The sequence below is a fragment of the Paenibacillus anaericanus genome (assembly GCF_003994475.1).
In the GTDB taxonomy this organism is placed as follows: Bacteria; Bacillota; Bacilli; order Paenibacillales; family Paenibacillaceae; genus Fontibacillus; species Fontibacillus anaericanus.
Genome location: NZ_RZNY01000005.1, coordinates 246,099 through 261,554, shown reverse-complemented (window position 1 = coordinate 261,554; position 15,456 = coordinate 246,099). Strand labels below are relative to the sequence as shown.

The 15,456-nt window shown below is 40.1% G+C and carries 12 protein-coding genes and 3 riboswitches; of the genes, 2 read left to right on the top strand and 10 right to left on the bottom strand.

From position 1 onward, the window contains the following. Positions 1–38: 38 nt before the first annotated feature. The 6 genes from EJP82_RS08870 to EJP82_RS08845 all read right to left on the bottom strand — a co-directional run bounded on the left by EJP82_RS08870 (position 39) and on the right by EJP82_RS08845 (position 4,630). Entirely contained in the window at positions 39–1,286 is a 1,248-nt protein-coding gene (locus EJP82_RS08870) for a DUF4153 domain-containing protein (RefSeq protein ID WP_127191673.1), read from the bottom strand. A gap of 14 nt (positions 1,287–1,300) precedes the next feature. Further along, entirely contained in the window at positions 1,301–1,522 is a 222-nt protein-coding gene (locus EJP82_RS08865; RefSeq protein ID WP_087433474.1) for a helix-turn-helix domain-containing protein, read from the bottom strand. A gap of 10 nt (positions 1,523–1,532) precedes the next feature. Continuing rightward, positions 1,533–2,015, bottom strand: a complete 483-nt coding sequence (locus EJP82_RS08860; RefSeq protein WP_127191672.1) for a DUF2975 domain-containing protein — start codon at positions 2,013–2,015, stop codon at positions 1,533–1,535. Positions 2,016–2,358: 343 nt separating this feature from the next. Then, the gene (locus tag EJP82_RS08855; protein WP_127191671.1) at positions 2,359–2,601 is read right to left on the bottom strand and encodes a hypothetical protein; all 243 of its coding nucleotides are present in this window, start codon (positions 2,599–2,601) and stop codon (positions 2,359–2,361) included. Next, positions 2,591–3,100, bottom strand: a complete 510-nt coding sequence (locus EJP82_RS08850) for a hypothetical protein (protein ID WP_127191670.1) — start codon at positions 3,098–3,100, stop codon at positions 2,591–2,593. The genes EJP82_RS08855 and EJP82_RS08850 overlap by 11 nt, the downstream gene beginning before the upstream one ends. A 21-nt stretch (positions 3,101–3,121) precedes the next feature. Continuing rightward, complete coding sequence (locus tag EJP82_RS08845) at positions 3,122–4,630, bottom strand: GGDEF domain-containing protein (protein WP_127191669.1); 1,509 nt, start codon at positions 4,628–4,630, stop codon at positions 3,122–3,124. 202 nt (positions 4,631–4,832) lie between these two features. After that, positions 4,833–4,919, top strand: a riboswitch (cyclic di-GMP riboswitch). Between the two features lie 104 nt (positions 4,920–5,023). Continuing rightward, a riboswitch (cyclic di-GMP riboswitch) is annotated at positions 5,024–5,113 on the top strand. 50 nt (positions 5,114–5,163) lie between these two features. Between EJP82_RS08845 and EJP82_RS08840 the strand changes: the two genes are divergently transcribed. Continuing rightward, positions 5,164–5,817, top strand: a complete 654-nt coding sequence (locus EJP82_RS08840; RefSeq protein ID WP_246054020.1) for an anthrax toxin lethal factor-related metalloendopeptidase — start codon at positions 5,164–5,166, stop codon at positions 5,815–5,817. A gap of 67 nt (positions 5,818–5,884) precedes the next feature. On the opposite strand, the gene EJP82_RS08835 is transcribed toward EJP82_RS08840, so the two are convergent. The 3 genes from EJP82_RS08835 to EJP82_RS08825 all read right to left on the bottom strand — a co-directional run bounded on the left by EJP82_RS08835 (position 5,885) and on the right by EJP82_RS08825 (position 13,147). Then, complete coding sequence (locus tag EJP82_RS08835; protein ID WP_127191668.1) at positions 5,885–9,658, bottom strand: S-layer homology domain-containing protein; 3,774 nt, start codon at positions 9,656–9,658, stop codon at positions 5,885–5,887. A 68-nt stretch (positions 9,659–9,726) separates the two neighbouring features. After that, positions 9,727–9,813: riboswitch (cyclic di-GMP riboswitch) on the bottom strand. A gap of 397 nt (positions 9,814–10,210) precedes the next feature. After that, complete coding sequence (locus EJP82_RS08830; RefSeq protein WP_127191667.1) at positions 10,211–12,640, bottom strand: glycoside hydrolase family 31 protein; 2,430 nt, start codon at positions 12,638–12,640, stop codon at positions 10,211–10,213. 150 nt (positions 12,641–12,790) lie between these two features. Further along, entirely contained in the window at positions 12,791–13,147 is a 357-nt protein-coding gene (locus tag EJP82_RS08825; RefSeq protein ID WP_127191666.1) for a nucleotide excision repair endonuclease, read from the bottom strand. A 227-nt stretch (positions 13,148–13,374) separates the two neighbouring features. On the opposite strand from EJP82_RS08825, the gene EJP82_RS08820 reads away from it, so the two are divergent. After that, entirely contained in the window at positions 13,375–14,583 is a 1,209-nt protein-coding gene (locus tag EJP82_RS08820; RefSeq protein ID WP_127191665.1) for an MFS transporter, read from the top strand. Between the two features lie 146 nt (positions 14,584–14,729). On the opposite strand, the gene EJP82_RS08815 is transcribed toward EJP82_RS08820, so the two are convergent. Further along, positions 14,730–15,341: a class I SAM-dependent methyltransferase gene (locus EJP82_RS08815; protein ID WP_127191664.1), complete on the bottom strand. Its 612-nt coding sequence runs from the start codon at positions 15,339–15,341 to the stop codon at positions 14,730–14,732. Positions 15,342–15,456 lie beyond the last annotated feature (115 nt).

Below are 15,456 nucleotides of genomic sequence, written 5' to 3'. Positions count from 1 at the left end.
GGAAATAAAGTCCTAGGCTGTCGCTGTTTTATTAAACTCTAATAAAAGATGAAAGGAAATATAAATGTAACGAAAGCTGCCCAAAGTCCGTAGACCGGCATAAACTTAGTAACCGCATCCTGGATGGTTGAAGGTCCGGTTTTGTTAAGTAGAAATCGCATGTAGGAGAGCATAATCCAACTTAGATTGGCACAGATCAGTATGTTTACGCCTAAAACAGCAAGTCTGTTAGGCGTAATCCCATAAGAAGAGAGCCTGAACACTATGGCTGATAAAGCCACACAGTCAATGATAAGTGCAAGAACAATTAGGCCAAAATTTATATAATCAGAAATGCTCTTTTTCTCGTCATTGCCACTCTCGGTAATGGAGAATATGGTGACAGCCAATACACTAAGGAGTATTCCGTTGAAGGATAGGAGAAAATTGCGGTCCAAGAATGGATTTTTTCCGACCCAAATAACCGTTATAAGATAGACCAACAATGTTACCAGTACAAGAGGACTAAAAATTTTGGCTATATAGGGTGCTATATTTTTAGCAAGTTTAAGGTTGCTTGATACCAGGTATGCAGCCACAATAGCGAGCGCGGCAGCACCAAATATAACGACATTTTCAAAATAGAATTCAGATATATCCATGCCGACAAAACTAAATAACTGCATGGTTAATGCTGTTAGCAGCATTCCGCTAATTGCCATGCTGGCGTAGAGTATACAAAATTCCCCATTAAATTTAAGATAGGCTAATCTTGTCCTACCCATACCATATTCATTTCCTGTAAATGCAATCCCTACTAATACCCATAAGAAAATGGGTAGGTGTAGATAAGCCAGGATAATACTATCTTTATTCTCTAGTGGAAGCATATTCATATAAATTCCTGAGATTAGGAATAACGCTACAAGGGTGTAAAGAATATTTTTGTTGGCTGAATTCTTGTATACAAAATAAATGGCAATAAAGGGAAGTACACCAAATACAAGGTTAATAGGGGATATTGCTTGCTGTTCAACAAAATGCATAATGATCCTGGTGCTAGTCCCGGCCAGCAATGCTAAAATGCCCATGAATAAGAAATCTTTCTGAAGCAAGGATGATTTTTCTGTATTTATCGTCTCCTTGAAATGCAATCTTTCAAACCAAACGGCAAGAACCTGCGAATCAGGGTTCTGTTCCCATGCGGATGAGAATGATTTTTTAAAAGCTTCGGGTTCTATTCTAAACATTCTCTCTAGCTCATGGGGGTTATCCATATTATCAATAATCAGATTGTTAATGTCCATAGTTATACCTCCCCCTATCCTTGCGTATCTTTGTCACTTCTGTATTCTAAAATATCGCCAGGCTGACATTCTAAAGCTTTACAAATCCCCTCTAAAGTGGATAATCGAATCGCTTTTGCCTTTCCATTTTTCAATATAGAAAGATTAGCCATCGTTATTCCAACCCTCTCCGAAAGTTCAGTTACGCTCATTTTCCTTTTAGCCAACATCACGTCAATATTGATTATAATCGCTATGTTATTCACCTCAGACCGTCAAATCATTTTCTGATTTTATATCAATAGCCTCTTTTAATAGCCTTTGAAGAACAGCAGCAAAGACTGCAATCACCATTGAAGCAAAAATAATGACCAATCCGATTACTATGACGCCCGGAGCGTCGTCTTTTTCCCCAATGAGATAAAAGAGTGGCATGTCTACAACATACAAGATACTGATTGTAATTGCGCAGTATTTTATAGTCCTTAGAGCCTTTACAGATAAATCCGAGAAAGCTTTATTCTTGTCAATATAGTTTAAAAGTTTAAAAGCTTGATACAGAGCAAAGTAAAAAGGTATTGCTGTGACATACAAACCGATAAAAACGAGAGATTTCAAAAAGGTCATATCTGGATACAATACTACTGCATAATTCGCTATCTCAGGCACCAGAAATATACATAAAGCAAGAACAGGAATTCCAATAATAATAACAGCTATCTTTAAAAAGATTGTTGTTCCTCGTTTCACAAAAAAAGCACCCCACTTAGTTATTTTAAATTTGACTTTAACATATATTTTATCGTTTTACAATAAATATTTAATGAAATATATTATATTATTATTGTTATAGGATATCCTTCTTCTAACAAAAAAAGCATTCCTCATTGCAAAGAAATGCTCTATATGGACCAATTGCCCCAGCGAAGGATTTTGAGTTCGGACCGACTCTATTCTCAAATTATCGCATATTATTCTTTTTTCCATAGTACATAACGGTTCAAGGTAGGCAAGATTATTTGCTGCGACAAACCACATACCAGCAAAACATGCATAGTCACCATTTGGAGCACTAATTATTACATCCAATGCTTTAGTTTGATGTGGGGATGCTTGTTGTATATATGCATGCTACGATTTCATCCTCTTCTTCCCAAATGGAATACAGATATGTATGTTCACGGTCAAAATCGATAAGTGTTTGTGCATACTCAAAAAAAGGAGCTTTTTCTCCTGTTGCACCATCTATCGAATAATTCCTTATCATAAACTGATAAACATTTTCAAAGTCTACCAAATAACGATAGGGTCTTCGTATAATTTTATTATTTGACATCTTTCATCTTCCTATTCCGACCTACCTGAATTTGTTTGTAAACCTCATCTGATATTTGTTCCAACGTTGTCTTATGCATTAATTTATATGTACTGATTTTCAGATAATCTTGTCCGTCAATCTTCCCTTGTTCAAGAATTTGGTCCAATGCTGGAAGCCGAAAATCTTTAATAGGCAAATAAGCAAGAATGATGTGCTTCATATCTGTTTTGATATAGATTTTTATTCCTAATAATCGTGGAAAAAGAAGATCTCTGTAATCAAGTTTTATTACTACATCCTCTTGTTTGGCATTTCTTATCGTAGGTATATTAGTAGGCAAAGAAACAAAGTAAACGATTTGCTCAAAGGAATAATCCAATTTCAAGATTTGAAAACCATGTGACTTCGTTAATCTTCTAGTTACAGCCTGGAGTTCCATAGAATAAAAGAATCGACTGCTCAATATAATGATCGATGCGAAAATCAAAACAACAACGATAACACTAAATCCAGTCATAATATCCCAACCCTTCTATAACTATGATGCAACAACGGTATTTCTACCGGATTCCTTGGCCTTATATAGCGCCTGGTCTGCTGTATCAACAAGATCAAATGAAGTAGAGGATCCCAGTTCTTCAGATGATGCAACCCCCAGACTAATCGTCAAGCAGCCTAGTGGCTGTTTTTCCCCACAAGGAAACGACGTATTTTCTACATTAGAACGGATTTGCTCCGCCACCATAACGGCGTTTTCCTTATTCGTATGAGGAAGTAGTACCACAAACTCTTCTCCACCAAATCGAAAAGCTACATCATGCTCCTGTATGGAATGCTGGATCACATCCGCCAGCTGAATTAATACTTGATTCCCAAGCAGATGACCATTTGTATCATTAAAGTGTTTGAAGTAGTCAATGTCTAGCAGGATCAGAGACAACAATCCTTGCCTGCTAACGGGCAAATGTTGTTCTAATAAGGTCTGAAATGCTCGCTGATTAAACAGCCCTGTGAGTCCATCCTTAAGTGCCATATCTTCTATTTTCGTATATAGATGTGTATGTTGAATAGCTATAGCAGCTTGGTTCGCCAGTGGAATAACACTATCTATATCGTTAGCCGTAATAGGTCTTTTATTTACAGGATTATCAATGATAAGTACGCCAACTTTTATTCCCTGGGTAATCAAGGGGAAGACAGCCAGTTCACTCATATTAAATTGGTGGGCGAATAGCAGAAGTGCTTTGTCACTAGTATCAATCTCTTTAATATGAAGTGGGCTTCCACGTTCCAAGGTTTTGTATAGGAAATTAGGTTCATCCAATGATATTTCTAGCCTTTCCACTCGTTCATTAAGCAATAAATCAGCAGATTGCTCTGTTTCCTTGATTTCAATCAGATCCATGAGTTTATATTTGTTCTTTGTAATTCGATCCCATACCGCATAACCCTCTTCAACAGTCATGGGACCCGTGCCCATAATTCCGTTCAATTTACTCCCACTATCATCGATCAGTAGAATCATAGCTCGATTAAAACCTAACCCATATCCAGCGGTGACAGACGTTAAAATAGTCCGTAACAACTTCTTCAAATTAAGTGTCTGTTGCATCGAAGTGCTGACTTCTTTAAAAACATTTAACTGTTTAGAATTCTCAGATAATTTATTTAGCCATTCATCACTTTGTGTTTGGAGTTTACTAATATAATTGGATAATAAATATACAACGGCTGCAAATATCAAATATATCAATAAGATAAATAAATCGCTTTCATCTGTTTGGACGACTAAAAGAAGCCAAGCTATACAGGCACTTATCACGGCTCCATATGCATGAAAGCACAACACCGAGATGCCGATAAAAACAGGCAGAATCCAATTTGTATGTAAGAAATCAAATAACAAGCCCTCAATCTCTACTATTGCAAGAATAGCCCCTACAAGCATCCATTTATTTAAGATATCACTAACCTTAAAACGTAAATAATTGATAATGAGTGCAATAGTAAGTGTATACACAATAAATTGAATATATTGCATGATCATCACAATCTCCCCTATTTACATGTTGATTAGATATATTGAACTATGAGTATTGTAACATCTTTTGGGGATAAATAGCGGACAGGTTCTTTCTACCTATACCCCTGTCCCTATGTATTAGTAGATTAATAGAGTTTTCTATTGACTATTTAATCTATCAGAATTATTATGATGATATATGCTAGATTTATTTTCCAATTTAATATATTGATAAAGGCAAACCCATCGAAAGGTGGCGGCGCAAAACTATAGGGGCTAACGCGATTTCTCGCTACGCCAGCCAGTTACCGATATAGAAGTGCAACGTTATCCGTTGTTATTCAACCCTTCTTATCTCGGTAAGAAGGGTTTTTCGTGTCCTTTATCATCATATTACAACTTCATATGTCAATTCCGTATTGACAAAGGCAAACCCATCGAAAGATGGTGGCGCAAAACTATAGGAGCTACCGCGATATTCACTCGCTACGCTAGCCAGTTACCGATATTGAAGCTTAACGTTTTCTATCTAGAAACGTTGGCTCCTGGAGGAATTTATGATGAAATGGACAAAACGTATATTAGCCATACTTATCGTATTTACATTAGTTGGGGCGTTCCCCACATATAAAGCTCAAGCAGCAGATTCTACACTTGATCAATTAGTTGTCTTGCCAAGTGGTGATTATAACACCAAAGAAGCAAAAGCCATGATCGAACGGATTAGCAAAATCCCCGCTCCGATCTTAAAGACTTTGTCAGACAAAGGTGTAAAGATTATTTTGACCAGTGACATCATTACTAAAGTTCCTGAACTCAGCTACCTACAAGGTGTGACTCCTAGAGGTTGGGAAGGCACTGGATTAACATGGGATGATGTACCTGGTGTCAGCGAGAAAGTTGTTGTTGCTCGCATTGGTTATAGCAAGAAAGGCCAAGGTCATAACTCGTTCAATCTCGAGATTCATGAAACTCTGCACGCCGTAGATCGCTTCGTATTTAATGGAGTAAGTGATTCCGAGGATTTCAAGGGTATCTTCAACAAAGAAGCTAGTGTCAACTACAACCAAGATGGTTATGTCTCGGTATATCCAGCTGAATATTTCGCTGAAACAGCAAGCTTGTACCTATACAATGATACAACCCGTGAAGAATTGAAGAAGAGCACACCTTTAACTTATGAATTTATGGACAAGCTTTTCAATATTTAATTTAATGAACGCCATATAACAAAAGCTCCCCTCTGATTAATCAGAGAGGAGCTTTTATTGTTATTTCTTAAGGATACACGCGATCGGATTTCACTTCAGTCCAAGTCTCGGATCCATCTTCGTTTCTGCTGTAATCATGATGATTCGTCGCTTCAAGCACTTCCGTATAATACCACTTAGCTATATTATTGTCCGGCCATGCCTTTGCATCTTCATGAATGCCAGGTACTCTAGTCTTACGATTCAATACACTGTTGATGAAAGCCATGGCTTCAGCACGTGTAATGTATTGATTTGGTTTAAATGTTCCATCTGGATAACCTTTGATCCAACCTTTGTTTGCTGCAGATACGATATACTTTGCAGCCCAGTGGTCTTTAATGTCGGAGAACAATGTGTTCTCTTGCTCATCCAAATTATCGAATCTTGATGCGATTGCAGCAAATTCTGCTCTTGTAATTTGACGACCTGGTTTGAAAGTTCCATCCGGATAGCCAGTGATGATGCCTGCGTTCTCCATCGTAGCGATGTGTTTATTCGACCAGCGACTACCTTCAACATCTCCATATGAGCTATCGTTCTTAAGGTAACTACTGCGTGTCTCATCATCCATCAATCTGTAGAAGATCGCTGCAACTTCTTCACGGCTGATCCGGTTCTCCGGTTTGATCGTTCCGTCTGGATAACCATTAATGTAATTATAATGATTCTCTTTCTCCAACGTTGGTGGAGCTGGAGGCAACGGAGCAACTACTGGAGGTGCCGGTGGCAATGGTGTTGGAGTTGACGTGCTTGGGTTTGACGGCGTTCCTGGATTCGGATCAACAGGTGTATTTTTCGTGTAATAGAAAATGTATTCCTGTCCCTCATTATCCCCAACCTGGAAGGTATCTGTAGACTTCACAGCAGTATACCCCGGGATCGATATTGCCTTTAATGAGATTGTACTTCCGACAATACCGCTTGCCTTTGTTGGCTCCGCCACTTGCGTATTCGTTCCTTGAAGATGATACTTCACAGTCACATGTTGATACTGATCTACTGGAGTTCCATCTTTGCTGTAATAGATGAGGAATTCCTGATCTGGCTCACCAGTGAACGTAATTGAGTACGTCGGTGACTCAGGAGTGTACACCGCATCAGTTACAGTAATCTGTGACGGTGGTATATGAGTGATCGTTGCACCTTGTTTGCCGAAAACAACATCATTGCCAAGCTCGGCATCCGTTCCAAGTTCCAGATATTTAACCAATACCTGTTGTTGATCTACGGCATTTTTCAAGATGTAGTAAAAACTAGTAGACTGTTTTAATTCGTCCGTAATTACGTAGTCAACGTTAGACTCATCCGGTGTGTATACCGCATCACCTACTGTAATTGGCTCTGCGCGGAGAATATCTCCTACAACGCCTTCACGAATAATAGGATCAATAAGAGGTAGATTCGTTACTAGATTAATATAGTTCACAGTCACGAAGCGCTTGAGATCAGGAGCGTTCTTTGTGTAGAGCAAGGTTCTCTCTTGGTCTGCATCAGCTGTAAATTTATAACTGTAATCATTTTCACTACTTGCTGTGTATCCAGAGATAATCTCTGGTTCAAGTGTAATTGATTCACCTGCTACACCAGTTCTAGTAGTTGTAGTGATTACATTATTTGTAGCCTTATCTACATGCTTCACAGTGACTGTTTGCGTGTTCGCTGTGTAGAACAAAGTTCTCTCTTGGTCTGCATCAGCTGTAAATTTGTAACTGTAATCATTTTCACTACTTGCTGTGTATCCAGAGATAATCTCTGGTTCAAGTGTAATTGATTCACCTGCTACACCAGTTCTAGTAGTTGTAGTGATTACATTATTTGTAGCTTTATCTACATGCTTCACAGTGACTGTTTGCGTGTTCGCTGTGTAGAACAAAGTTCTCTCTTGGTCTGCATCAGCTGTAAATTTGTAACTGTAATCATTTTCACTACTTGCTGTGTATCCATCCACCTTTACTGGATTAAGTGCAATTGTTTGACCTGTTACACCATTTTGAGTGGTTGGCTCCTTGATTTCATGTGTCGTACCTTTTTCCATGTGCTTCACAGTTACTGTTTGAGCAATAGCTTCATAGTTAAAAGTAATAGTTACATTTTTATTAGGCATCTTTCCAGTTACGTGCCCATCTTTCGAGGTTAAGCCGCTGTCTATCGGGCTTAGCTCCACGTTCTTGAAAAGATATCCTACAAATTCCTTACTGCTGTAATCTACCGCTTCTCCTTGAAGTATATTGATTGGCTCAGACTGTTCAAGTACGTTGTCGCCAGCCTTATATACAACTTTGAGTGTATAAGGGACTTTAGGGGCTTTCACATATCCAAACCAGATGGTTGGAGAAGGCGCCTTAGTAGTCAACTGCACACTTGTTGGACTTGTACCAACATTGAGCTGATACCCATCAACAGCTTTTGCCGTTACATCATAGGGCTTGTTGATATCAAGCGCTGGTTTTCCATTTACAATAAACGGTTCGTTGTATAGCTGTTCTGCTAACTCAGGTTTCTCTACAACGACTCCGTCTGCATTGATTGGTAGACCGTCCGCATTGACGCTATATCCTCTGACGGTAATGGAACCTTTACCGAAGCTCACTTCAGGTACTATGAAGTTCTTCGATGTGGATTTACCATTGACGTCGGTATAGCTCATTGTCGTTACTTTATTGGTCGGATACAACACATTAGGATCTGCATCATTATCCATCTTAACGATGTAGCTCATTGTTGCAGGGGAACCCTCAACAATGTTACCAATTTCCCACGTTATCGTCTCTGACTTGCTATCCCAAGAAGTTGTTCCTTGCGATACCGTAGGACCATCGATCTTATCGAACTTAGCTCCCATCGGATCGATAACTCTTGCGTTTTGTGCTGCATACGAAATCTTGCTAGACAATTCTGTAAAAACTTTGTTCAGTTCAGAACTGCTAGATTCGTAATAGCCCTTATTTTGGGTGTTATTCAGTACATACTTTGCATTGGCACTGTCCCCAACTTCAAGCCCTATGGAATAAATACCAATGCCACCATCTTTGGCTAGCTTAGCCTCTGAGATAGTGCCAATACCATTGTTTTTTACGTCAAATCCATTTACTTTATAAGTTTCCTTGCCTATTCCGAAAAAGCCCTCAGATAACGCATAATCATCACCTGAACCGAGTTGTTTACTGTAATCAAAATCTGAAAGAGCAAATTTAAATTTGTTATCTGGCCAATTATAAGCTGTCGCTTTACCCGCCTTATAACTATACGTCGGTTCTCCATCACTTAAGAGGACAATGACCTTATTCTGTGCTTGGCTTCCATTCAATAACGTACGGGCACGATTGATCCCTGCCTGAATATTGGTGCCTCCCGAAGCAGAAATACCATTAATTTTAGTCTTTAGAGACTCTTTTCCTGCTGTTCCTTGAAAATCAGATTCAGTTGTTACTCCCTCGCCAAAGGACACAAAAGCGATTCTTGTCTTCGAATCTTTAATTAACAAATTGTCGACGAATTTCTTCGCAGCCTCTTTAGCTTTGGTCATCCGACTACCGTCCATACTTCCGGATCGGTCCATAACCAATACAACATCCGAAGTGCTCTGAATATTCTTACCCTCAACCGTCAACGTTACTTTCCATTGACCCTGTGTCCCTGTAGGCTCAGCCGTCTTTGTCAGATTAACCGCTCCCGGATTGGGCCAGATTAATTCATTCGATGCTGCCGCTGAACTTACGGGCAGGGTACCTGGTATAAATCCTGCGAACACTGACACTATAAACAGCCACGTTACTACAAGTTTCAAACCCCGTTTCATATCTTCCTCCTTAGTTTATGGATTTAGCTCCCCGGAACGCAAAAAAGTCCGGCTGCATTAACGATGTTAATTGCAGCCGGACGATCATGAGTCAAAGACTGTTAGATTCCGAGGCTTTGCGAGCTAATCTTTCGATTAGTGTGCCAAAATATATAATTGTCGTTAGCGCAGTCATACTTTCGTGATATTGATCATATTAATCTGTCTTAATCCAGTATAAGGGAACTATCACAGGACAAATATATCTTACACCCCTAAAATTGTCAATTGCTCTATTAAAGTGAATATTTTCACAAATAGTTTCAAATTTTCACGTTTTCATTCAATTCTATTAGCCATTTCTATAGACTTCAAGGAAGATTTCTATTGATGTCGACTGATGTATTAATGTGCCAGAATAAAAGTTTGATTTTTCGACAAATTTTCAACACCCAAAAACCTGATTCCATTTCCCTAATCATATTCATATCCTCTCCGACTTAATGGTTCATAAAATAAAAAAAAGCAGACTAAGGGGCGCCTTTTGATTAGGTCCTTAGTCTGCTTTTTTGCTTATTTTACACTTATGTTCTTCGAGAATCCTGCCTCAATCTTCACGTACGTTACATCACCATACTTATCAGTTCCGTGTGCCCAACCTTCACCGGCTTGGTTCGTAAGAGCTGCCACATCTTTAACTTCAGATAATGCGGACCCGCCTGAAGTCACGCTCCCTCCAGCAGGACCATGAAACTTAACCAGATAATATCCCAGGTCTGGAGTGAACGTCCCCACTTTATTTGCGGTTGTGAAGACAAGCTCACCTGCTTTCGCCTGCGTTGAGAGTTGCTGTCTGAAGTATTGACCTGTTTCATAACTATAGGTATCGCCGTCATCATCGTAATAGATAAATGATGTCTCAGATGTATCCGGAAATACATCTACGGTTAGAATATCAACCTTCTTCTCACCAATGTAATTCATTACGGGCTGGGTCGGAATGATTGCCCCACGCTTAATGAACAGCGGGATATCGGACCAATTTGTCAGATCAACCTGGTGAGTGATTGTTTGCCCGCCTTGATACTCCGTGCCGTTCGTATAATTAATCCACTGCCCTTGAGGTAAGTAGATCGACTTTACAGCTTCATCCTGACTCACCACCGGAGAGACCAACAGCCAATCTCCAAACATCCAGGAATCGACATCATTCTCAACCTGCGGGTCTTGCGGATAATCGAACACTAACGGTCTTACTAGTCCAATTCCTGTTTCATAAGTCATCCGTTCATAAGAATAAATATAAGGAATAAGTTGATACCTTAACTCGATGGCCGCCTTCGCCGCCGCTTCCGCCGTATCTCCGAAGTACCAGGGTTGACGCTGCATATCCTGTTGGCCATGAACCCTGAATATAGGAGTAAAAGCACTAAACTGCATCCAACGTGCATAGTTGTCAGGTTCGGGATTACTTTGGAAACCACCTGTATCCATTCCCCATTTGAATTGACCCACGTTAATCGAGGTTAACATACGCTCCCGTTGATTCGCCATCGTGTCAAAACCCGAAGTGATATCACCCGACCATAACCCATAGGCATATTTCTGTGCGCCAAGATAATAATTCCGATTAATCGACCAGACTCTTTTGTCGGAATATTCCCTTTGTCCCTCGTAGAGTGCCTTCTGCATATTGATGAACTGCATTGTCGTATAACCTTCATCCGCTTCGTCATTCCAATAACCGATGATTCCTGTATCAAAGGCTTGCTTCGTATGCTCAAAATACCACTTACGAACCTCTTCTTTATCAAAATTGAGATCGTTTACTGCCTGATGCGAGAAATAGTCTAAATAATTCTTTTTGCCGGGCCACCAGAAGTCATGTTCGGATGCATATTTGCCTTGCTCTGTATTTACATGTAGGCGTGGTTTAAAAATACCGGTCAACTTAATTCCCAGGTCATCCATGGTTTGTTTAAGTTCTCCCGATGATCCACTTGGAAACTTCACTTCATTCCAGCGAAACTCACCATATTGATCTTCACTCCAAGCCTTCCAATCAAAGTCGAGTGTGAAGCTATCGATGGGAATCTGTTTCTTACGGTAGGTGGACACTTCCTGTAGAAGCTCTTGCTCATCAATCCCCCACTCACTGTTCATAAAACCCATTGCCCATTTCGGAAATAATGGAGGTGTTCCGCTAATATCTGCTACCGTACTCATCATTGCCGCAGGAGTACCTATGAGGACGTAATAGTGCACACCTTTCCTTGAAGTATTCCTGAACGAGATAATACCCTCATCATTATTGTACCTAGCATCTATAGTATCTACTAACAGACCATATCCTGCGCTGCTCCATACTAGCGGTGCTCCGGGATGACCTTGCTGTCCGCCTCGGACAATCATTGTATCTCCTAACAATATCCCATCCGCCGAACCCTCGGATGCGTTATAACCACCAATTCCATATAAACGATCATTCTGATCATGGGTAAATTCGACTTCATCTACTATGGATTCTAACAAGTCGGGATGTTCAAGCAAAAGCTTTTTCTTTGCATCATAAAAGGTAAGACTTCGTTTCACTGTATCGATCTTTACTTCCATTTGTTCCGTTGAAATGATAATAGGATTACTACTGGTGTCGATTGTTGCTCCAACGGGTGTGAACTGTCGATTTGCGATCACTTCCGTATCAGGATCGGCAACTCCGTTCGGATTCACTTGTACACTTACCGCATCAGCTTGAATTACATCGATCATAATGATATGAGGTCCAGCCTTCAACTCAAGATGATCCTGATCTACTCGTGCAATTGTCAATGCGTTGACATCAGACGCGGGTGCTGTTCCGACTATGGCGGTATTTGTTACTTCTGGGATACTGTTCGTATCCTGTTTCCCCTGAATAATCGCAATTATTCCAATAACGATGATGACAGTAACCACTAAGATCAATCCACTAAGCAACAACTTCTTATTACTCCTATATTGCATCTCAACAGCCCTCCTTAGATCTGTGCAAACGTTACCACATGCTTATTATTTACCATATTATAACGATAGTCAACGTAAAAAAGGACACCTGTGTAGGTGCCCTCTTATTTCAATATAGTTGCTGGTATCTTTATTTAGCGCTTCAAGCTACTAAGCGAAGAACACCTTGTCCACATTGTATTTGGCCTTGAGTTCATTGATGATATAAGTTTCATAGATTTCTCTATGAACAGGGTCCTCGATCAAACAAACTTCTATCTTAGTAACTTCGTTTCTATTCATTTTGATCACGGATACCGTGTCTTCAAAATGCTTTTTAATTCTAGGTCTTAACTTTCTTGCCTTGCCAACGAACAACAACTCGTCTTTGTCGTTGTAAAACATAAATATTCCCGCTTTATCTCTAGGAATCAGGTGGAAATCAGTAAACCCATAAATATTGCTCAGTTCAGGAGCAATCTGTTTGTAAATGGTAACATCCGGTGTTGGAATGGTTATGTTGATCATTCTAATTCACTTCCTCTTTCTATATCGCTGTAAATACACTATCACAAATCTTAATGTAACACCATTATCGAAGTAACATCCTCCGTCATATATGAAAATAACTCTTGAAAATATTTTCATAAAACTAAATAATGTTAATCAGGTCTTATTTATCGGGACTTCTACATAACGAGGTTATAATTTCACTTCATTATATTTCAGACATAAGAAAGGTTGGCATTTACAGCATGGATCTTACTCAAAGTATCGACAAGAAACAGGCGCGCAAAGAACCGTTCCCCATCTCCATACTTTCCCTTACGGTAGGTGCATTTGCAATTGGCATGACTGAGTTTGTCATTATGGGGTTACTTCCCAATGTGGCTTCTGATTTAGATGTGAGTATCTCAACCGCAGGGCAACTGATTACTATGTATGCTCTTGGGGTAGCCATTGGTGCTCCCATACTGACGATCCTCACACAACGAATTCCTCAAAAAAAGCTTTTGTGTCTGCTTATGATTTTATTCATTATTGGTAACGGAATTTCTGTACTGGCTCCGAATTATACCATTCTAATGATAGCCCGTATGATTACAGCGTTAACGCACGGGACTTTCTTTGGTGTGGGAGCGGTCATTGCCTCCAATCTTGTACAGCCAAATAAGCGTGCCGGTGCAGTGTCCATTATGATGGCAGGCTTAACTATTGCCAATATTATCGGTGTTCCAGGTACATTTATCGGACAACATATGGGGTGGCGTGCTTCCTTTGGTGCGATTGCAATCATGGGAGTTATTGCGCTGATCGGAATCCTTATTTTTATTCCGCAACTTAAACAAGAGAAGCCAGTCAGTTTAGCAGAACAGATCACGGCTTTGGCCCAACCCAAGCTACTTTTATTTTTACTTATTGGAGCTTTAGGTAATGCCAGCTTGTTCACCGTGTTTACTTATATCACTCCACTACTAGAGCAAGTCACTGGGTTTGCCGAGCATAGTGTAACCTGGATACTGGTCCTATTTGGCTGTGGCGTGACCATTGGCAATATCGTAGGTGGGAAACTTGCCGATTGGAAGCTAATGCCTTCCCTACTTGGACTTTATTTTGCGATATGTATTATTCTTACCATCTTCACCTTTACAATATATAATCCCATAACTGCCGTAGTGACCATCTTCCTCTGGGGCATTGCTTCCTTTGCGGTGATGCCAGGGCTACAAGTTCGGATTATGAGTCTAGCACAATCGGCGCCAGCACTTGCCTCTACGGCTAGCCATTCCGCAGGTAATCTAGGAAACGCAGCAGGAGCTTTTATTGGGGGTTGGGTCATAACCCACCTAGCGATAACCTCACTTCCATGGGTTGGCGCTCTGCTTGTTGGACTCGGTCTGATTATTGGGGCTGCAGCATACATGGCTGAACGTAAAAAAACAGTCAAGCCACAAGGTCATTAAAAGTCACAACAAACTAGGACTCTAAATTTGGAATATATCTTCTACTATATAACTAAGTAAAAGCCTGCCACCACGGCAGGCTTTTACTATTTTCAGGTCGACATAACATTGTGACATATCCCTCGATTGATAATTAAAGAACCTTATTACTTGCCCTTGCCAGGCTTCGCCCAAATAAGATGGGCCGTGTTCAACCAGTAACTTTCCACTCGCTGGACTGATAGCTCTGTTTGTGAGATCAGCCCTAACATGTCCCTAGTATGGTGACATCCAATTGTTCTAAACAAAAGGGGATCCAGTACTTTTTGGACAGTCGAAGCTACAAAGTTTGAGCTTATCCCGTGTTCCATCAATAAAATATTCCCCTCCGGCTTGCACCATCGACTGATTTTGTGGAGCACCCGTAATGGATTCTCATAACTGCAAAAGGATAAGGTAGAGACGATGGTATCAAATGAATGATCCTGGAACTCCAGCTCTTCGATGTCGGACAGAATAAAATCGACGTTTAAAGAATGATGACTTGCGGCTCTCTTTGCTTTGCTCAGCATCTCAGGACTAAAATCTACCGCGGTAATTTTCACATGAGGTCGATAAAATGGAAAGTTAGCTCCTGCCCCTACGGAAAGCTCCAGGATTTCTCCATCTGCTTGTTTTAATAGCTTCTTCCTCCATTGCTGCTGCGTTTTACCTTCTCTTCTATTCTCATATTGCCTGGCCTGCCGGTCAAATAAACGAACCTGTCTTCCCTTTTCCATCCGCTCTCCCCCTCCTCATTCAGCCCTTTACTAATAAAAAAATGAATTGTACGAATAATAACTTTATCCGGCAAATGCTGTACTACTTATTTTCGAGTAAATAGCTCAATTTCCT